The sequence below is a fragment of the Acidovorax sp. sic0104 genome, from assembly GCF_019219095.1.
GTDB lineage: Bacteria > Pseudomonadota > Gammaproteobacteria > Burkholderiales > Burkholderiaceae_C > Acidovorax.
The window spans coordinates 817,231-834,909 of sequence record NZ_JAHUWH010000001.1; the positions used below are offsets into that span (position 1 = coordinate 817,231).

At 65.2% G+C, this 17,679-nt stretch carries 15 protein-coding genes and 1 pseudogene; 8 read left to right on the forward strand and 8 right to left on the reverse strand.

Translation table 11 applies throughout. The features are described 5' to 3' along the window. Window positions 1–17: 17 nt before the first annotated feature. The 4 genes and pseudogenes from KW835_RS03740 to KW835_RS03750 all read right to left on the reverse strand — a co-directional run bounded on the left by KW835_RS03740 (window position 18) and on the right by KW835_RS03750 (window position 4,756). On the reverse strand, window positions 18–1,442 hold the full coding sequence (locus tag KW835_RS03740) for a PIN domain-containing protein (RefSeq protein ID WP_255593270.1): 1,425 nt from the start codon (window positions 1,440–1,442) through the stop codon (window positions 18–20). Beyond that, window positions 1,416–1,721: pseudogene (locus KW835_RS26760) on the reverse strand (nucleotide pyrophosphohydrolase); the annotation flags it as partial. The gene KW835_RS03740 and the pseudogene KW835_RS26760, both read right to left, overlap by 27 nt. 79 nt (window positions 1,722–1,800) lie before the next feature. Next, complete coding sequence (locus KW835_RS03745; protein WP_218380916.1) at window positions 1,801–2,733, reverse strand: 2-hydroxyacid dehydrogenase; 933 nt, start codon at window positions 2,731–2,733, stop codon at window positions 1,801–1,803. Window positions 2,734–2,923: 190 nt separating this feature from the next. Continuing rightward, on the reverse strand, window positions 2,924–4,756 hold the full coding sequence (locus KW835_RS03750; protein WP_218380917.1) for an ABC transporter ATP-binding protein/permease: 1,833 nt from the start codon (window positions 4,754–4,756) through the stop codon (window positions 2,924–2,926). 44 nt (window positions 4,757–4,800) lie between these two features. Here KW835_RS03750 and KW835_RS03755 point away from each other — a divergent pair, with 44 nt between their 5' ends. After that, window positions 4,801–5,235 (forward strand): acyl-CoA thioesterase, encoded by a 435-nt coding sequence (locus tag KW835_RS03755; RefSeq protein ID WP_218380918.1) that lies wholly within the window; start codon window positions 4,801–4,803, stop codon window positions 5,233–5,235. Between the two features lie 58 nt (window positions 5,236–5,293). Here the strand turns inward: KW835_RS03755 and KW835_RS03760 are convergent, their stop codons facing one another. The 4 genes from KW835_RS03760 to KW835_RS03775 all read right to left on the reverse strand — a co-directional run bounded on the left by KW835_RS03760 (window position 5,294) and on the right by KW835_RS03775 (window position 8,655). Then, window positions 5,294–6,262, reverse strand: a complete 969-nt coding sequence (locus tag KW835_RS03760) for an amidohydrolase family protein (RefSeq protein ID WP_218380919.1) — start codon at window positions 6,260–6,262, stop codon at window positions 5,294–5,296. Between the two features lie 205 nt (window positions 6,263–6,467). Then, entirely contained in the window at window positions 6,468–7,037 is a 570-nt protein-coding gene (locus KW835_RS03765; protein ID WP_218380920.1) for a polymer-forming cytoskeletal protein, read from the reverse strand. A gap of 194 nt (window positions 7,038–7,231) precedes the next feature. Continuing rightward, a complete protein-coding gene (locus KW835_RS03770; RefSeq protein WP_218380921.1) occupies window positions 7,232–7,738 on the reverse strand; it encodes a thioesterase family protein in 507 nt (168 codons plus the stop codon). A gap of 119 nt (window positions 7,739–7,857) precedes the next feature. Continuing rightward, window positions 7,858–8,655, reverse strand: coding sequence for a crotonase/enoyl-CoA hydratase family protein (locus KW835_RS03775; protein WP_218380922.1), 798 nt, complete (start codon window positions 8,653–8,655; stop codon window positions 7,858–7,860). Window positions 8,656–8,874: 219 nt separating this feature from the next. Here KW835_RS03775 and KW835_RS03780 point away from each other — a divergent pair, with 219 nt between their 5' ends. From KW835_RS03780 to KW835_RS03810, 7 genes are all read left to right on the forward strand, one after another. Further along, window positions 8,875–9,750: a branched-chain amino acid ABC transporter permease gene (locus KW835_RS03780; protein ID WP_218380923.1), complete on the forward strand. Its 876-nt coding sequence runs from the start codon at window positions 8,875–8,877 to the stop codon at window positions 9,748–9,750. Between the two features lie 4 nt (window positions 9,751–9,754). Next, a complete protein-coding gene (locus KW835_RS03785) occupies window positions 9,755–10,831 on the forward strand; it encodes a branched-chain amino acid ABC transporter permease (RefSeq protein ID WP_218380924.1) in 1,077 nt (358 codons plus the stop codon). Between the two features lie 157 nt (window positions 10,832–10,988). After that, window positions 10,989–11,852, forward strand: a complete 864-nt coding sequence (locus KW835_RS03790; protein WP_255593218.1) for an ABC transporter ATP-binding protein — start codon at window positions 10,989–10,991, stop codon at window positions 11,850–11,852. Beyond that, window positions 11,849–12,664: an ABC transporter ATP-binding protein gene (locus KW835_RS03795; protein WP_218380925.1), complete on the forward strand. Its 816-nt coding sequence runs from the start codon at window positions 11,849–11,851 to the stop codon at window positions 12,662–12,664. The genes KW835_RS03790 and KW835_RS03795 overlap by 4 nt, the downstream gene beginning before the upstream one ends. 6 nt (window positions 12,665–12,670) lie before the next feature. Further along, entirely contained in the window at window positions 12,671–14,527 is a 1,857-nt protein-coding gene (locus tag KW835_RS03800; protein ID WP_218380926.1) for a long-chain fatty acid--CoA ligase, read from the forward strand. A 358-nt stretch (window positions 14,528–14,885) separates the two neighbouring features. Beyond that, window positions 14,886–16,052 carry an ABC transporter substrate-binding protein gene (locus KW835_RS03805; RefSeq protein WP_218380927.1) on the forward strand — a complete coding sequence of 389 codons (1,167 nt, stop codon included), beginning with the start codon at window positions 14,886–14,888 and terminating at the stop codon, window positions 16,050–16,052. Between the two features lie 310 nt (window positions 16,053–16,362). Continuing rightward, window positions 16,363–17,526 (forward strand): acyl-CoA dehydrogenase family protein, encoded by a 1,164-nt coding sequence (locus KW835_RS03810; RefSeq protein WP_218380928.1) that lies wholly within the window; start codon window positions 16,363–16,365, stop codon window positions 17,524–17,526. Window positions 17,527–17,679: the final 153 nt, after the last annotated feature.

Here is a 17,679-nt window from a genome sequence, read left to right on the forward strand (position 1 = left end):
CTTCCAGCGCTTGTACATCAATCGCTGGAAGCTTTTTTTCCTTGTAGTTTGGGATAAATGAGACCGCTACCGCCCAGCGAAGGCGCCACTTCTTTGCGAGCCTCCAACAATGTGCAGACCAACTGCGCCATGGCTTTGGGGTCGGCGGCCCTGGTTGCATGCGTCTCGATGAACTTGAGCAGACCCGTTCTACGCGTGGGCCTGTTCTTAGGCATCTTCTTCAGGCTGGCGAGCACTGCCTGGGCAATCTGCGCTGCCTTGGGCTGGGGAGCCACCTTGTCAGGGGTTGTCTTTGTCGGCGTAGCCATCTTTTGGGCTGGGGCTACGTGCTTCTTTGGCGCTGCGGGACCGGCCGGGTAACTCACCCCATTTCCTTTGAGCACGACGTGCTTGAGCGCCTGCAACTGCGCCAGAGCACCGGCAACCCGGGGCGATACCGCGCCTATTTCTCCTAGAAAGACCTGGAGCAACGCCAACAAGGCGTCCTTGCGCACAGGCCGCTGCACCAATGGCATGGTTTGCAGCAATTCCGCAAGCCGTTGCACGTCTTGGCGAGTAGCTTTGGAACTCGAGGTGGAGCTGGAGTTTCTAGCTAGCGCGAGCCCCTTGGTGGTTGACTTGCTTCGCATCGGCGATGGTGGAGTAGCTTGCTCAACAGGCGCGGCCAGGGCGGCCTTCTTAGCCGTTGCAGCCACTTTAGGCAATGCTGGCTGAGGTGGAACGGGCAAGACGAACTGTTGCGCCAGCAGGTCGCCCCGATCAACGAGTAGCTTCCAGGCGCTCCGGGCAAGCCCGTCTTTGTCCTTAACGTCCTGCGCAATGAAAAGCCGGAAGTAAGCCAACACCGCATCCTGTTCCCGAGGACGCTTAGCGAGGGGAATGAAACGCAGATTCGAGCCTGCGTTTTCAGCGAGTTGTTGCACAAGGGCCGCCTCAATTGCACTGGATGCAGGCTGTACATCAGCAGGCACCGGGTCTAGCGCCGGAATTTCGGGCGGCATCGCACTGGGTTTTGACTTGGCCACGCGCGGTAACTTGCGGACCTCGCATCGCCATGCATCAAAGCCCAACTCGCGGGCATGCTCCAGCATGGGGTCGTAGCCTGTGTCGTTCGACACTACAACGAACCGTTCCTGCGGCTGGCGGGCAGAGATGTAGCCTATGTAATAGCTCAGTTGAAAATCCAGTGCGTTCTTTTTAGTCACGTCTGGTCGGGGAATCAGAGTGACCCTGCTGGGACCATATGCCTGCAAGTGGCTTGAGGCGTCTACTTTCTGCCTGGGTCCGTGGAACAGCCAGACGTCGGTTCCCTGAGGCACCAGCTCTCTCAGCTCTTCCCCGGACGGTTGCACGTTTTCCCAGTCGATGAGCAGATGCCCCTTCGGTCCGGGCGCGGCCTTCTCTGGGTGTTTGGCCGGGTATTTTTCCGCGTTCTTGCGCATCTTCCGCTCCACCGCATCTTCCACATCCACGCCCGTGCAATCGGCCAGTTGCAGCAGATACAACAGCACATCGGCGATCTCGTCGCCCACGCGTTCCTTGTCCGCCGCATTGCGCGTGAGCGTGTTCGACTGCTCCGTGGTCAGCCACTGGAACAGCTCCAGCAATTCCGCCGCCTCCACCATCAGCGCCATTGCCAGGTTCTTGGGCGAGTGGAAAGATCGCCAATCTCGCGCGGCCGCGAAGTCTCGCAGGCGCGCTTGCAGGGCTTTCAAATCCATGACTATCCCTTCATCACTCCGATTTTGATAGCTACTAGCACCTAGAAAGGAAACGTTAGAGGCTATTTAGATGCAAAAATCAGATCGGCGACACCGGCACCTCGCCCGCGAGGTGTCGGCGCGCGTTCTCCAGGAAGCGGTCCACAGACGCCTGCACCGCCTCGGGCGACCAGCCGGCCACGTGGGGGGTGAGCACCACGGTGTCCAGGTCGATCAGTTCAGCCGGCGGCGCAGGCTCGCTCTCGTACACGTCCAGGCCCGCGCCCGCGATGGTGCCGTCGCGCAGGGCCTGGGCGAGCGCAGCGGTGTCGATCACGCTGCCGCGCGCGATGTTGACGACGTGGCCGCCAGGCCCCAGGGCCTGCAGCACCTGCGCGTTGACCAGGTGCTGCGTGCCGGCGCCTCCAGGCGTGGCCACGACCAGAAAGTCTGCCCATTCGGCCAGCGCCGCCACGTCGGCAAAGTAGCGGTAGGGCACATCGGCACGCGCACTGCGGTTGTGATAGCCCACCTCCATCTCGAAGCCCAGCGCCCGCTGCGCGATCTTCTTGCCGATGGTGCCCAGGCCGATGATGCCCAGGCGCTTGTGCGACACGTTGGGCGGCAGCGGCAGCGCCGTTCGCCACACGCCCTGGCGCGTGAGGCCGTCGAGCCTGGGAATGCCGCGCACCGTGGCGATCAGCAGGCCGAAGGCGTGGTCAGCCACGCAGTCGTCATTCGTGCCGGCACCATTGGCCACCACGATGCCGCGCGCCTTGGCATGCGCCACCGCGATGTTCTCGTAGCCCGCACCCAGCGCGCAGATGAGCGACAACGCGGGCAGGGCATCGATCTGCGCGGCGCTCAGTCCCGTGGCACCGATGGTCAACACCACGGTGACACGCGTCCCGTGCTCTGTCATGGCGGCAGCCGCCTGAGCCGCATCCGGCGCGTAGATCACCTCGAACGACCGCGCCATCTGGGCGCGGTGCTCTTCGGACAGGAACATGAGGGCAAGCAGGACAGGTTTCATGGGAGCAGATGGAACAGATGGAACCAAAAAACAAGAATCAATGGCTTGAACAGAACAAGGGGCACGCAGCACCAGCATCGGCCAGCCCCCCACAGCGCATGCAACGAGCCCAGCCCCGCCAGCGCCACCGTGGAACCGGCTTTGCCGGGCCACCGGTGGCGCCCCCCTCAGGGGGATGGCGCGCAGCGCCTCAGGGGGAACTCTCATTCTGCAGCGCCCACATGCTCGCATACCGCCCGCGCTGCGCCAGCAGTTGTGCATGCGTGCCGCGCTCAAGGATGCGGCCCGCCTCCATCACCAGGATCTCGTGCGCATCGACCACCGTGGACAGGCGGTGCGCGATCACCAGCGTGGTCTTGTTCTGCGCCACGCCCTGCAGTTCGGCCTGGATGGCGCGCTCGTTGGCCGAGTCCAGCGCCGAGGTGGCCTCGTCGAAGATGAGGATGGGCGGGTCTTTCAGCAGCGTGCGCGCGATGGCCACGCGCTGCTTCTCGCCGCCCGACAGCTTGAGCCCGCGCTCGCCCACCATGGTGGCGTAACCCAGCGGCGTGCTGGCGATGAAGTCGTGGATGCGCGCGGCGCGGGCCGCGGACTCGATCTCGGCCTGGCTGGCGCCCGGCCGGCCATAGGCGATGTTGTAGGCGACCGTGTCGTTGAAGAGCACCGTGTCCTGGGGCACGATGCCAATCGCCTGGCGCACGCTGGCTTGCGTCACGCTGCGGATCTCCTGGCCCGCGATGGTGATGCGGCCCTGCTGGATGTCGTAGAAGCGAAACAGCAGGCGCGCCAGCGTGGACTTGCCCGAGCCCGAGGGCCCCACCACCGCCACGGTCTTGCCGGCCGGGATCTCGAAGCTCACGCCATGCAGGATGGTGCGGCCAGCCTGGGGGTCGTAGGCGAACTGCACATCCTCGAAGCGCACGGTGGGCTCTGCAAGCCCCGCCAGTGGCAGGGCCCCCGGCGCGTCGGCCACTTCGCGCTCGCGGTCTAGCAGTCGGAACATCTTGTCCAGGTCGGTCAGGTTCTGCTTGATCTCGCGGTAGATCACCCCCAGGAAGTTGAGCGGGATGTACAGCTGGATCATGTAGGCATTGACCATGACGAGGTCGCCCAGCGTCATGCTGCCCGCCGCCACGCCCTGCGTGGCGCGCCACAGCATCGCGACCAGGGCCGTGGCGATGATGAGCTGCTGCCCGGTGTTGAGCAGCGACAGCGTGAACTGCGCCTTGATGCGCGACTGGCGATAGCGGTCCAGGCTGTCGTCGTAGCGCCGGGCCTCGAAAGCCTCGTTGTTGAAGTACTTGACCGTCTCGTAGTTCAGCAGCGAATCCACGGCCTTGGTGTGCGCGGCCGAATCGAGCTCGTTGGCCTCGCGCCGGTATTTGGTACGCCATTCGGTGACGGTGACGGTGAAGACGATGTAGCAGGCCAGCGCCAGCACCGTGATCCAGGCGAACCACGCATCGAACTTCACGGCCAGGATGGTGAGCACCAGCGCCACCTCGATCAGCGTGGGCACGATGCTGTAGAGCGAGTACGAGATCAGCGACTCGATGCCCTTCACGCCGCGCTCGATGTCGCGCGTCATGCCGCCGGTCTGTCGCTCCAGGTGAAAGCGCAGGCTCAGCGCGTGCAGATGCTCGAACGTGGCCAGCGCGATGCTGCGCGTGGCGCCTTGCGTGGCGCGCGAGAACACCAGCTCGCGCAATTCGGTGAACAGCGACGTCGACAGGCGCAGCAGCCCGTACGCCACCAGCAGCCCCACGGGCACCACCAGCACCGCCGTGGGGTCGCCAGGCTTGATGCTCATCGCATCGACCAGGTTCTTGAGCAAGAGCGGCACGCTCACATTGGCAACCTTGGCCCCGACCATGAACAGCAGGGCCGCGAGCACGCGCCACTTGTACTGCCAAAGATAGGGAAACAGGCGCGAGAGCGTGGACCAGTCGGACTGCGCGGAAGCTGCTGCGGCGGTGCCTGGGTGAGTGGGAAGGGGGGAGGTGGCTTCGCCGGTGCGGCGCATGGGGGACAATTCCGGTTGTTTTTTATCTACCCGGGATTTTGCCCATGTCTGTCATCTTCAGCCCACCACCCGCCGCATTGCCCACAGACAAGGAACTGGTGCTCAAGGTCATCCCCATGCCCGCAGACTGCAACGCCAACGGTGACATCTTCGGCGGCTGGGTGATGGCGCAGGTGGACCTGGCCGGCTCCGTGCTGCCCGCGCGCTACGTGCAGGGCCGGATGGCCACGGTGGCTGTCAATGAATTCATCTTCAAGCAGCCCGTGCGGGTGGGCGACATCCTCTCGTTCTGCTCTGCGATCACGCGCGTGGGCAATACGTCGATCACGGTGGAGGTGGAGGTGTACGCCGAGCGCTTTGCCGACCAGGGGCGCTACGTGAAGGTGACGGAGGCGCGCCTGACGTACGTGGCCATCGACGAGCAAGGACGCCCCCGGCCCGTGCCCAAGCTCGCGCAGCCGGCCGCCGACGCTGCCTAGGGCCGGCTCGCCCCCTTTGTGCACCGGGCCGTCCCCAGCACCCGGCCCGCCCCATCGCTCAGGGGCTGATCCCCACCAGCTTGAACAACGTGCCCCGCGCCACCTGCTCGCGCGCGGACGGCGGCAACTGGGCCAGGAAACTCTGCACGCTCGCGTACTTCATGGCGTCGCTCGATGCCGAGCGGTGGCTGGCATCGGTGCCCACCAAGAAGCGGTCCGGCATGTCCTCGATGAGCTGCAGCCATTCAGGCCAGGCACGCGTCCCGTCGCGCAGGATGGTGTAGTCCGGCGAGCGGGGATGGTGCGGCCAGGTGCGCGCACTGAGTTCGTAATAGAGATTCGGGTGCTGCTCCAGCATGCGCCGCGCCAGGAACAACGGCGTGTACCCGCCGTGCGCCCAGATCACCGGCACATCCGCGAATCGCTGCAGCAACTGCGACAGCTCGGCCATGCGCGTGCTTTCCACGTGCACCATCACCGGCACCTTGTGTTTGCGGGCCAGCGTGAGGATGCCGGTCATCATCGGCCCGTTCACCGCGAAGTCGGTTTCCGCGAACCCGCCGGACGGGAAATGCGCCACCGAGATTTCGCCGATGCCCTTGTAGAGGCCGGTGGCCAGCATCGCATCCAGCTGCTTCAGGAGTTCATCTCCGTGCGGCTGCTCCCACTGCGGGCGATAGGCCGTGCGCTCGGGCGATATCGACGCAAACGGGATCAGCACACCGGGGTGTTGGCGCGCGGCCTCGGCCACGGACTCGTTGCTGCTGCGGCCACCCCAGAACACCACGGCGTGGCTGGCGCCCCAGCGCTGCATCAGCTCCAGCTGCATCGGCAGGCTGTTGAGGTGCACGTGGGCGTCCACGAACGGGACCAGGGTGCTTGCCGCGGGCGGCACGGGCGCGATGGGCTGCGCGGCATCGCGCTGCACGGGCTGGCGCATGCGCCGAGGCGGCTCGGACGGCTCGGTCTGCGCCCACGCACTGGCACAAGCTAGCACCAGGCACGCGGCGAGAAGTGTTCGTGGCATGGAAAAAAGGGGCGCAGAACGCGCCGTGTAGAACGACGCAGAAATTCTACAAACCGATGCCCACCCACCACGGGCCGGCACACTGGCCACCGATGCCGGCCCGTGACGCAATTCACGGAACCGGCAGGACACGATGGCCGTGGGTCACAACCCGGCGAGCCGCCTGCCCCTCGAAGGTGAAGGCGGCGAATCTGCAGCAGGCCGATCAGGCCGCCATGGCGGTGGGCTCGGCCCGCAGCGGTGCCGATGCAGAGCGCTGTGCGCTCGACGCGCCATTGGCAAACCCTGCTTCGATCTCGCCCGCCAACTGGCCGCCCTCTTCCACCACGAGCTTGCCGTAGCGGATCTTGCCGTTGACCTTGCCCGAGCTGTAGATCACGAGCTTCTGGCGCACGGTGAGCGTGCCATTGAACTCGCCGTGGATCTCGGCGATATCGATCTCTGCTGAGCCCCGGAAGGCGCCGTTCTCGGAGATCTGGATCACGCGGGAATCCATCGTCGCTTCGACCGTGCCTTCAACCACCAGCGTGTCGCAATCGGTGATCTCGACACCCTTGAGCTTGATGTTGGGGCCGACAGTGAGCTTGCTGCCCGTGGTGTCGCTGGAGGACTTGGCCGCAGCGCCCGACAGGGACTGCGCATTGACTGCGCTGGAGGCTGCCGTGCCGGTCAGCCCGGCAGCGGTGGTCGGGTTGGGTGTGGAAGTGGTGGCGCTGTGGCGGGGTTGGAACGACTCGGGTTCACGCTTGCCAAAGAAGGGGTTTTGCACGGCCATCAGATCTCCTTGAAAAGAAGTCATCGTAGGGACCGCGTGTAGGGAAAGATGCCTTCGTTACGCAAGAACCGTAACCAAACGGTTCTCTCGTTGCATGCACTTGCAAGCCTTGCGGGATCACACATCCGGACGCTGTGCAGGCCCGCAGCCGCGCACCGGTGCAAGCGGGGCGAGTTGCGCGCGCGCTCGCCCGCCTACGACACGATGTACGCCGCCGCTCCGGCCGACATGATCTGCCCGTCCGGCCCCAGGAACTCCATGCGCGTGCTGGCCACGCGCGAGCCCAGGCGCAGCACGTTGGCGCGCAGCTCGAAATGGCTGCCGATGCCCGGGCGCAGGTAGTCGATGCGCAGGTCGATGGTGCCCAGCTTGGCGAAGCGGTGCAGGCGCTGGTCCGGCGGCTCGTCCAGGTGCTTGGCACCGATGGCCGCCATCACGGCCAGGCCGCCCATGGCGTCAAGCCCCGCGCTGATCACGCCACCGTGAATGCGGTTGTATGCGTAGTGCCCCACCAGATCGGGCTTCATGTCGATGCGGCCCGTCACGCCATCGGGCCGCAGGCTGGTGATCTTCAGGCCCAGCACCTGGTTGAACACGATCTTCTCTTCGAAGATGGCCTTGAGCCCGGCGATGAACTCGGGCTCGAATTCGCGCTGCTCATACGCAGGCGCGGCGGGACTGTGGGAAATGGACTTGCTCATGCGTCTCCTGGGCGGCTTTTGGTGTTGCGGGCTTTCAGCCTGCCAGGCTACCTGCGCCGAAATGCTACCAATTTTATAGCTGCCAGCGCTTTATCCGCAAGCGGTAGCAAGCATTTTTATCAAAACTTTCCGTGACGACCCTGCCCCTGGGTGAATCGGGCGGCGCCGCGCAGGGCCTCGGACAGGCATGTGCGCCCGCCAGCCCATTCACGCAGCAAGGCCTCCTGCAGCCCCAGGCCTTCGGCTGCCAGCGCACTCGATCGGTCTGCGCGCAGCGTGGCTTGCGGGAACGCGGCAATCTCGCGCGCCAGCGCCATGGCGGCCTGCAGCGCCTGGCCGCCGGGCACCACGCGGTTGCACAGCCCAATGCGCAGCGCTTCGGCGGCCTCTACCTTGCGCCCCGTGAGGATCAGGTCCAGCGCATGCGACAGGCCCACGAGGCGCGGCAGCCGCACCGTGCCTCCGTCGATCAGCGGCACGCCGAAGCGCCGGCAGAACACACCGAAGTACGCGTCTTCTTCCATCACCCGCAGATCGCACCACAGTGCCAGCTCCATGCCGCCGGCCACGGCCGCACCGCTGATGGCGGCGATCACCGGCTTGGACAGGAGCAGGCGGCTGGGGCCCATGGGCCCGGGCGGCTCCACGGCGGCGGCGGTGAAGTCAAGGGACTGCGCCAGCGCCTCGGGCGACACTCCATCGGCCAGCATGCGCGCACCTGACTGCAGGTCCCAACCTGCGCAGAAGTGCCCGCCCGCGCCGTTGAACACCGCCACGTCGGCCGCATCGTCATGCTCGAACGCGACGAAAGCCGCGTGCAGTGCCTGCGCGGTAGCGGCGTCCACGGCGTTGCGTACATCGGGGCGGTGCAATGTCACCAGCGTGACACGGTCTTGCGTCTGAACCTCTACGGACATGCAGTTCTCCTGTGGCCCGGCGCTGCGGCACCCCGACGTTATTCCTATTGCGCAGGGTGCGGTGCTGCGTCAATATCCGCCGCGACCTGCAGCGCACTGGAGCCTGGCTCCTGCCAGCACCGCACCATCAGGGTTAGCCCCGAGTGCAGTGCGCCCCATGCGCAGGCAGCATTATTTATGCAAAGCAATCGCTTTGTAAAAATATTCTGGAGACCCAGGGTGCAATTTGTCCAACTGTTGGTCAGCGGCGTTTCGCAGGGATGCATCTACGGGCTGATCGCGTTGGGCTTCGTGCTCATCTACAAGGCCACGGAGACCGTGAGCTTCGCGCAGGGCGAACTCATGATGCTGGGCGCCTTCTGCGGCCTGGCGCTCATGACGGTGCTGGGCTTTCCCTTCTGGGTGGCGGTGCTGGCGAGCATCGCGGCCATGGGGCTGTTCGGCACGGTGCTCGAACGCGCGGTGATCCGCCCCATACTCGGCCAGCCTGCGTTCTCCATCGTCATGCTGACCATCGGCATAGGCTACGTGCTGCGCGGCCTGGTGACCATGATCCCCAACATCGGCACCGAGACGCACACCCTGCCCGTTCCGTACAAGGACATGTCCTTTCGCCTGGGCGCGCTGGTGCTCAACGCCGAGCAGCTGGTGGTGATCGGCGCCACCGCCGTGCTGTGCGTGGTGCTGTTCGCGATGTTCCGCTACAGCAAGCTCGGTATCGCCATGCAGGCCTCGTCGCAGAACCAGCTGGCCGCCTACTACATGGGCATTCCGGTGCAGCGGCTCAACGGCCTGGCTTGGGGCCTGGCCGCCGCCGTGGCGGCGGTGGCAGGCCTGCTGCTGGCGCCCATTACCTTCGTGCATGCCAACATGGGGCTGATCGGCCTCAAGGCCTTCCCGGCCGCTGTGGTGGGCGGCTTTGGCAGCCTGCCCGGCGCCATCGTGGGGGGTCTGGTCATCGGCATCGTCGAGTCGCTATCGGGCTTCTATCTGCCCGACGGCTTCAAGGACACGGCGGCGTACATCGTGGTGCTGATCATGCTGATGGTCAAACCCAACGGTCTCTTTGGCGAAAAGCTGCGCAAGAAGGTGTGACCGCATGAGATTCATCTTCAAGACCAGCTACGAACAAGACCTGCGCCTGGCCAAACATGGCGGCCATGTGTTCTGGTACAGCCTGTTGTGCCTGGCGCTCATCGCAGCGCCCTGGGTCGCGCCCGAATACTGGCTGGCGCAGCTCACTTTCGTGCTGATCTACGCCATCGTGGGCCTGGGTCTCATGCTGCTGGCGGGCTTCACCGGGCTGTTCTCGTTGGGGCACGCGGCCTTTCTGGGGGTTGGGGCGTACACGCAGGCGGTGCTCACGGGCATGGGCTGGCCGTTTGCGCTGTCGCTGGCCTGCGCGGCGGGGCTGTCGGCCGCCGTGGGCGTGGTGGTGGGTCTGCCGGCGCTGCGCGTCAAGGGCATCTACCTGGGCATGGCCACGCTGTCGTTCGGATTCATCGTCGAGGAAGTGTTTGCACGCTGGGAGTCGGTGACGGGCGGCAACTCCGGCAAGCACCTGGTGCCGCCGCAGATGTTCGGGTACTCGTTCGAGTCCACCGAGTCGTTCTACTTCCTGTGCTTGGGTGTTGCTGTGGTCAGCACGCTGGCCATCCTGAACCTGCTGCGCTCGCCCACGGGGCGGGCCTTCGTGGCGATCCGCGACTCGGAGATATCGGCGCAGAGCATGGGCATTCACCTGGCGCGCTACAAGACCCTTTCGTTCTCGCTCTCGGCGGCGCTGGCCGGCGTGGGCGGCGCGCTGTATGCGCACAAGCTGCAGTTCATCTCGCCGGACCAGTTCAACATCCTGCAGTCCATCGACCTGCTGCTCATGATCGTGATCGGCGGCCTGGGCTCGGTGCACGGCGCCTTCCTGGGCGCCATCTTCCTGATCTCCATGCCCCAGCTGATCTCGCTCTCCAAGGACTGGCTGCCCGCCGCCATCGGCCAGGCGCCGGGACTGCAGGCCGTGGTGTACGGCGCGGTGCTGATCGCCTTCGTGCTGTTCGAGCCCATGGGCCTCTACGGCCGTTGGCTCAAGGTGCGCACCTGGCTGCAGATGTTCCCGTTCTACCGCAAGGGGATGTTCAAGCGACAAAAAACGTTCCAGAAGTCGGACAGGCTGAAATGAAACACCCCCTGAGTCGCTTCGCGCCTTCCCCCTCTCTCGCATTGCTGCGCAATGCGGGAGGGGGACGCCCCCGGTGCGGCGGGGCGGCCCTTGCACGGAGGCACTGGCTTGGGCCGAGCGCGGTGAACGCCTGTGCATCAGTGAAATGGATGGCTGAATGACCAACGCTGCTTTGCCCATGAACGGCAGGGACATTCTGCTCAGTGCCCAGAACCTCAGCGTGCGCTTCGGCGGCGTGCTGGCGGTCAACAACGTGAGCTTCGACGTACGGCGTGGCGAGGTGTTCACCCTCATCGGCCCCAACGGTGCGGGCAAGACCACGGTGTTCAACCTCATCAGCCGCATCTACACGCCCACCACCGGCACCATCGCCTACGCCGGCCCGGGGGGCGCCATGCTGCCGCTGACCGACCAGCCGCCCCACAAGGTGGCAGGCCTGGGGATAGCGCGCACCTTCCAGAACATCGAGCTCTTCGAGCACGCGAGCGTGCTGCACAACCTGCTGATCGGCCGCCACACGCAGCAGCACAGCAGCCTGTGGGCCGAGATGTTCTTCACCCGCAAGGTCCGCGAAGGCGAGATTCTGGCGCGCGAAAAGGCCGAGCAGGTCATCGACTTCCTGGACCTGCAGCACTACCGCGACACCATGGTGGCCGGCCTGCCGTACGGCGTGCGCAAGGTGGTCGAGCTGGCCCGCGCCCTGTGCACCGAGCCCCAGCTGCTGCTGCTCGACGAGCCTTCGTCGGGCCTGAACGTGGAAGAAACCGACGACATGGCCTTCTGGATCCAGGACATCCAGCACGAACTGGGCATCACGGTGCTGATGGTGGAGCACGACATGTCGCTGGTCTCCAAGGTGTCCGACCGCGTGCTGGCCATGAACCAGGGCGAGGTGGTCGCCATGGGCACGCCGCGCGAGGTGCAGTCGCACCCCGGCGTCATCGAGGCCTACCTGGGCACCATCGACGATGTGAGCAACCTGCGCCGCCCGGCAGGGTCCAGCCAGGGAGTGCGGGCATGAGCGCCGTGCTGACCGCCACCGCCGCGCCTCCCGCAACGGCCGACCAGCCCCTGCTGCGCCTGCAGAACGTGGAAAGCGCCTACGGCCCCATCAAGGCCATCCGGGGCGTGAGCCTGCAGGTGCGGCGCGGCGAGATCGCGGCCGTGCTGGGCAGCAACGGCGCGGGCAAGACCACCATCCTCAAGACCATCAGCGGCATCATCGATCCGCGCAAGGGCTCCATCGAATTCCAGGGCCAGGACATCACCGCCCGCGACCCGGCCGCCATCGTGCGCAAGGGCCTGATGCACGTGCCCGAAGGGCGCGAGGTGTTCCCCCTGCTGTCGGTGCGCGACAACCTGCTGATGGGCGCCTACACCCGCGGCGATGGCGACGCGGTGGCGCGCGACATCGAGACGGTGTTCGGCTACTTCCCCATCCTGCGCGAGCGCGCCGGCCAGGACGCTGGCCTGCTCTCGGGCGGCCAGCAGCAGATGCTGGCCATCTCACGCGCTCTCATGGCTGCACCGGAATTGATCCTGCTGGACGAGCCCAGCCTGGGCCTCTCCCCGAAGCTCACCAAGGAGATCTTCGAGATCGTGGTGCGCATCAACCGAGAGCGCGGCACCACCATCCTGCTGGTGGAGCAGAACGCCAACATGGCGCTCAACGCATCGGACTACGGCTACGTGCTGGAGAACGGCCGCATCGTGATGGAAGACAGCTGCGAGCGCCTGCGCGAGAAGGACGACATCAAGGAGTTCTATCTGGGCATGAAGGACGAAGGCGTGCGTGGTGAGCGGCGGTGGAAAAAGAAAAAGACCTGGAGATGAGCTCACATGTCTAACCTCTGGGACCTCGATCACATCCAGCCCGCCGGCACCGACGTGCTGGCCGGCAGCACCATCTCCGCCATGTTCTGGAACGCCGTGGCTCTGCGCGGCTCCAACGTGTGGATGCGGCAAAAGGAGCTGGGCATCTGGAAGAGCTGGACCTGGGACCAGACCGCCGAGGCCGTGCGCGACATCGCGGGCGGACTCATGGCCCTGGGCTTTGCGCGCGGAGACTGCGCGTCCATCCTGTCCAGCACCAACATCGAATGGGTGCTGGCCGACCTGGCCGTGCTCAGCTGCGGCGGCGTGGCCAACGGCATCTACCCCACCGATGCGGCCGCGCAGGTGCACTACCTGAGCGAGGATTCCGCCACCACGGTGTTGTTCGTCGAGGACGACGAGCAGCTCGACAAGGCACTGGAGGTGCGCGCCAGCCTGCCGCTGCTGCGCAAGATCGTCGTGTTCGACATGGAAGGCCTGCGCGGTTTGCAGGACCCTGGCGTCATCAGCCTGGCCGCACTGCGCGAGCTGGGCCGCGACTGGAACCAGCAGAACCCCGACGCACTCATGCGCCGCGTGCAGTCGTGCCAGCCCGAAGACGTGGCCATCCTCGTCTACACCTCGGGCACCACCGGCAAGCCCAAGGGCGCCATGCACACGCACGCCGCGCTGACCTACACCGTGCGCGGCTACAACACGCTGATTTCGCGCACCGAGGACGACGAGGCCATGTGCTTCCTGCCCCTGTGCCACATTGCCGAGCGCATGGGCGGCGAGTACTTTTCGCTCTACACCGGCTCGCGCCTGAACTTCGTCGAGAACCCCGACACCGTGCCCGAGAATGTGCGCGAGATCGCGCCCACCGTGTTCACCGCCGTGCCGCGAGTGTGGGAGAAGTTCTACTCGGGCGTGATGATCGCGCTCAAGGAATCGACGCGGCTGCAGCAGGCGGCCTACGCCTGGTCCATCGGCGTGGGCACGCGCATTGCCGACAAGGTGCTGGCGGGCGAGGACGTGGGCAGTGGGCTCAAGCTGCAGTTTCACATCGCCCGCCTCCTCGCACTCAACAACGTGCGCAAGCTCATCGGCATCCACCGCGCGCGTTTTCTCGTCACGGGCGCTGCGCCCATATCGCCCGAGCTGGTGAAGTGGTACCTGGCGCTGGGCGTGCCGATGCTGGAGGTCTGGGGCATGACCGAGACCTGCGGCGCCGCCACCGGCGTGCCGGCCAGCCGGATCAAGCCCGGCTCCATCGGCCCTGCGGCCGCCTACAACGAAGTGCGCATCGACCCCGCCACCGGCGAGATCCTGGTGCGCGGCCCCAACGTCTTCAAGGGCTACCTCAACCTGCCAGAGAAGACGGCGGAGACCATCGACGCCGATGGCTGGCTGCACACGGGCGACGTGGGCAACATCGATGCCGACGGCTACCTGCGCATCACCGACCGCATGAAGGACATCATCATCACGGCCGGCGGCAAGAACATCACGCCCAGCGAGCTGGAGAACGAGCTCAAGTTCAGCCCCTACGTGACGGACGCGGTCGTCATCGGCGACAAGCTGCCGTATCTGACGGTGATCATCATGATCGACCAGGAGAACGTCGAGAAGTTCGCGCAGGACAACGACGTGCCGTTTTCCAACTACGCCAGCCTGACACGCGCGCGCGAGGTGCAGGACCTGATCCAGGCCGAGATCGACCGCGTGAACACACAGTTCGCCCGCGTGGAGCAGATCAAGAGGTTCTTTCTGCTTGACACCCAGCTCACGGCGGAAGACGAAGAACTCACGCCGACCATGAAGCTCAAGCGCAAGCTGGTGCAGCAGAAGTACGCGGCGCAGATCGAGGCGATGTACCGGTAGGGGCGGCCTTCGACAGGCTCAGGCTGAAAGGGTGGGGGTTGCGGGTTGGTGCATTGAGCCCGAAGACCGTGCAATCCCCCCACCGTTCGGGCTGAGCTTGTCGAAGCCTGGGCCCATTGCGCAGCGGGCCCCCGGCCTCCGGGCCTTCGACAAGCTCAGGCGGAACGGGACATGTGGGAGGCATCGGGAATGCGGCGGTGCGCTTGCGAGCACACCCCCGACCGTTCGGGCTGAGCCTGTCGAAGCCAGGGCGCATCGCCACCCAGGCCCGCTCCAGATAGGGAAAGTGCTGGTGCCCCACCCCGGGCATCGTTCTATAACGAGCGATCGTGTTCGATCCAACCGAAGGAGACGTGCCATGAGACTTCATTCCATCGCAGCCCTCGCTGCCATGGCCCTGGCCACCGGCGGCGCGCATGCGCAGGCCAGTCAGGGCGTGAGCAAGGACACCATCACGCTGGGCTCCATCCAGGACCTGTCCGGCCCGCTGGCGGGCTTCGGCAAACAGGTGCGCCTGGGGATGATGCTGCGCGTGGACGAAGCCAACGAACAGGGCGGCGTGAACGGACGAAAGCTCGACCTCAAGGTCGAAGACTCCGGCTACGACCCCAAGAAGGCCGTGCTGGCAGCGCAGAAGCTCGTGAACCAGGACAAGATCTTCATGATGATCGCGCACATCGGCACGGCGCAGAACCTGGCGGCCATGCCCGTGCAGTTCAGCAAGAACGTGATCAACTTCTTCCCAGTGACGGCCGCGCGCGAGATGTACGAGCCCTTCCACAAGCTCAAGTACTCCTTCGCCGCCACCTACTACGACCAGATCCGCCTGGCCGCGCCCAAGCTCATCAAGGAAAAGGGCGCCAAGAAGGTCTGCACCATCTACCAGGACGATGAGTTCGGGCTGGAGGTGATGCGCGGCGGTGAGGCGGCGCTCAAGTCCATCGGCATGGAGTTCGCCGAGAAGACCTCGTACAAGCGCGGCGCCACCGACTTCTCCTCGCAGGTCGCCAAGATGAAGTCGTCGGAATGCGACTTCGTGATCCTGGGCACCATCATCCGCGAGACCATCGGCACCATCGGCGAGGCGCGCAAGACCGGCTTCAACCCGACCTTCCTGGGCTCGAGCGCCGCGTACACCGACCTCATCCACAAGCTGGGCGGCAAGCCCATGGACGGCCTGTACGCCACCATGACGGTGCAGCACCCCTACCTCGACGAAGCCAGCCAGCCCATCCGCTTCTGGGCCAACAAGTACAAGACCAAGTTCAACGAGGACCCGACGGTGTTCTCGGTCTACGGCTACGGCGCGGTGGACGCCTTCATCAAGGCCGCGCAAAAGGCCGGAACCAACCTGAGCACCGACAGCTTCATCAAGGCCATGGACACCATGGTGATCCCGCCCGACATGTTCGGCAGCGCCGAGGCATCGTACGGCCCGCAAAAGCGCCTGGGCAGCGACCTCTCGCGCCTGTCGCAGATCACCGACGGCAAGTGGAAGGTGGTGTCGGACTATGTGAAGCCCTGAGCCGCCAGGACCTGCAAACTTCCATTCACAGCTGCTCCACCCCCATCCGTTCGGGCTGAGCTTGTCGAAGCCAAGGCACTCCCGCTAACGCCAAGCCACAACCCGTTCACGCTGAGCCTGTCGAAGCGCCGAGCAAGGCTTCGACAAGCTCAGCCCGAACGGGTTGTGGTCAAGCCGAGCACGACTCGCAAGCCGCCTCCGGGCGGCTTTTGCATTGGTGAACGCACCGGGGGGGATGCGCTCCGGCCCGGTCGGTGGCAGAATTAATTTAACCAAGCAGTAACTTTGCATAAATAGGATCATCGCCACCATGATCGAACGCACCCTCTTCCAGCCCGACCACCAGGCGTTTGCCGACAGCTTCCGCCGCTTCATCGACAAGGAGGTCCTTCCCCACCATGCCGAATGGGAAGACCAGGGCTACGTGGCCCGCGAGGTGTGGAGCCAGGCGGGCGCCAACGGTTTCCTGTGCATGAGCCTGCCGGAGGAATACGGCGGTGCCGGAGCCGACAAGCTCTACTCCGTGGCGCAGATGGAAGAGCTGGCGCGCGCGGGCACAACGGGCATCGGCTTTGGCCTGCACAGCGAGATCGTGGCACCGTACATCCTGCACTACGGCACCGAAGAGCAAAAGCGCCGTTACCTGCCGCAGATGGCCAGTGGCGCGATGGTGGGCGCCATCGCCATGAGCGAGCCCGCCGCCGGCAGCGACCTGCAGGGCATCAAGACCACCGCCATCCGGAGCGCCGACGGATCGCACTATGTGCTCAACGGCAGCAAGACCTTCATCACCAACGGCTGGCACGCCGACCTGGTGATCGTTGTCGCCAAGACCGACCCCGCCGCTGGAGCCAAAGGCACCAGCCTGTTCCTGGTGGAACGCGGCATGCCCGGCTTTGAGAAGGGCCAGCGCCTCAAGAAAATGGGCATGAAGGCGCAAGACACCTCCGAGCTGTTCTTCACGGACGTGAAGGTGCCGGCGGCCAACCTGCTGGGCGGCCCCGCCATGGAAGGGCGCGGCTTCATCTGCCTGATGGAGCAGCTGCCCTGGGAGCGCCTGCAAATCGCCATCACCGCCGTGGCGTCCGCCCAGGCTGCCATCGACTGGACGGTGGACTACGTGAAAGAGCGCAAGGTTTTCGGCCAGAGCGTGGCCTCTTTCCAGAACACGCGCCACACTCTGGCCGAATTGCAGACCCAGGTGCAGGTGGCCCGCGTGTTCGTCGACAAATGCTGCGAGCTGATCGCGCGTGACGAGCTCGACACCCAGACCGCCAGCATGGCCAAATACTGGACCACCGACCTGCAGTGCAAGGTGATGGACGAATGCGTACAGCTCTTTGGCGGCTACGGCTACATGTGGGAATACCCCATCACCCGGGCCTATGCCGATGCACGCGTGCAGCGGATCTACGGCGGCACCAACGAGATCATGAAGGAAGTGATCGCGCGCGGCATGGGCCTGGGCAAATGACACAACACGCAAGACAAACGTGAACCAGCCCCGCCCAAACCGTGGCTCCCCCGGCCTCGTATTCAGTCATCCCCTACCGTTCAGGCTGAGCTTGTCGAAGCCCCGCGCGGCGCTTCAACAGGCTCAGCGTGATCGGCTTTTTTGGTTCGAAGC

Excerpts from the sequence above, each read along its gene's own strand:
- KW835_RS03740 (WP_255593270.1), bottom strand. The coding sequence starts at position 1,442 with ATGCGCAAGAACGCGGAAAAATACCCGGCCAAACACCCAGAGAAGGCC.
- KW835_RS03745 (WP_218380916.1), bottom strand. The coding sequence starts at position 2,733 with ATGAAACCTGTCCTGCTTGCCCTCATGTTCCTGTCCGAAGAGCACCGC.
- KW835_RS03750 (WP_218380917.1), bottom strand. The coding sequence starts at position 4,756 with ATGCGCCGCACCGGCGAAGCCACCTCCCCCCTTCCCACTCACCCAGGC.
- KW835_RS03755 (WP_218380918.1), top strand. The coding sequence starts at position 4,801 with ATGTCTGTCATCTTCAGCCCACCACCCGCCGCATTGCCCACAGACAAG.
- KW835_RS03760 (WP_218380919.1), bottom strand. The coding sequence starts at position 6,262 with ATGCCACGAACACTTCTCGCCGCGTGCCTGGTGCTAGCTTGTGCCAGT.
- KW835_RS03765 (WP_218380920.1), bottom strand. The coding sequence starts at position 7,037 with ATGGCCGTGCAAAACCCCTTCTTTGGCAAGCGTGAACCCGAGTCGTTC.
- KW835_RS03770 (WP_218380921.1), bottom strand. The coding sequence starts at position 7,738 with ATGAGCAAGTCCATTTCCCACAGTCCCGCCGCGCCTGCGTATGAGCAG.
- KW835_RS03775 (WP_218380922.1), bottom strand. The coding sequence starts at position 8,655 with ATGTCCGTAGAGGTTCAGACGCAAGACCGTGTCACGCTGGTGACATTG.
- KW835_RS03785 (WP_218380924.1), top strand. The coding sequence starts at position 9,755 with ATGAGATTCATCTTCAAGACCAGCTACGAACAAGACCTGCGCCTGGCC.
- KW835_RS03790 (WP_255593218.1), top strand. The coding sequence starts at position 10,989 with ATGACCAACGCTGCTTTGCCCATGAACGGCAGGGACATTCTGCTCAGT.
- KW835_RS03795 (WP_218380925.1), top strand. The coding sequence starts at position 11,849 with ATGAGCGCCGTGCTGACCGCCACCGCCGCGCCTCCCGCAACGGCCGAC.
- KW835_RS03800 (WP_218380926.1), top strand. The coding sequence starts at position 12,671 with ATGTCTAACCTCTGGGACCTCGATCACATCCAGCCCGCCGGCACCGAC.
- KW835_RS03805 (WP_218380927.1), top strand. The coding sequence starts at position 14,886 with ATGAGACTTCATTCCATCGCAGCCCTCGCTGCCATGGCCCTGGCCACC.
- KW835_RS03810 (WP_218380928.1), top strand. The coding sequence starts at position 16,363 with ATGATCGAACGCACCCTCTTCCAGCCCGACCACCAGGCGTTTGCCGAC.